A 262-nucleotide genomic window follows, 5' to 3' on the forward strand; every position below is an offset into this window, starting at 1 on the left:
AGGTGATCGATCCGAATGGGCCCGCCGCAGGCAGCAGCAGCGGTATCGTCGGCGCGCTGGCCCCGCATGTGCCTGAAAACTGGAATGCCAAGAAAGCCTTTCAACGCGATAGCCTGCTGATGGCCGAAGGGTTCTGGCAAGCGGTTGAACAGGCAGGCGGTGGCAACGCGGGCTATGCCCGCAAGGGGCGCCTGCAACCCGTGGCCGATGACGCGGCACTGGCACTGGCACAGCAGCGGGCCGAAACCGCCAAGGCGCTGTG

1 pseudogene is annotated in these 262 nt (G+C 66.0%); it reads left to right on the forward strand.

The features are described 5' to 3' along the window. Positions 1-262, forward strand: a pseudogene (locus tag B3849_RS17255) (FAD-dependent oxidoreductase); the annotation flags it as partial.

This window comes from Sulfitobacter sp. UBA4523 (assembly GCF_002388305.1).
GTDB lineage: Bacteria > Pseudomonadota > Alphaproteobacteria > Rhodobacterales > Rhodobacteraceae > Sulfitobacter > Sulfitobacter pontiacus.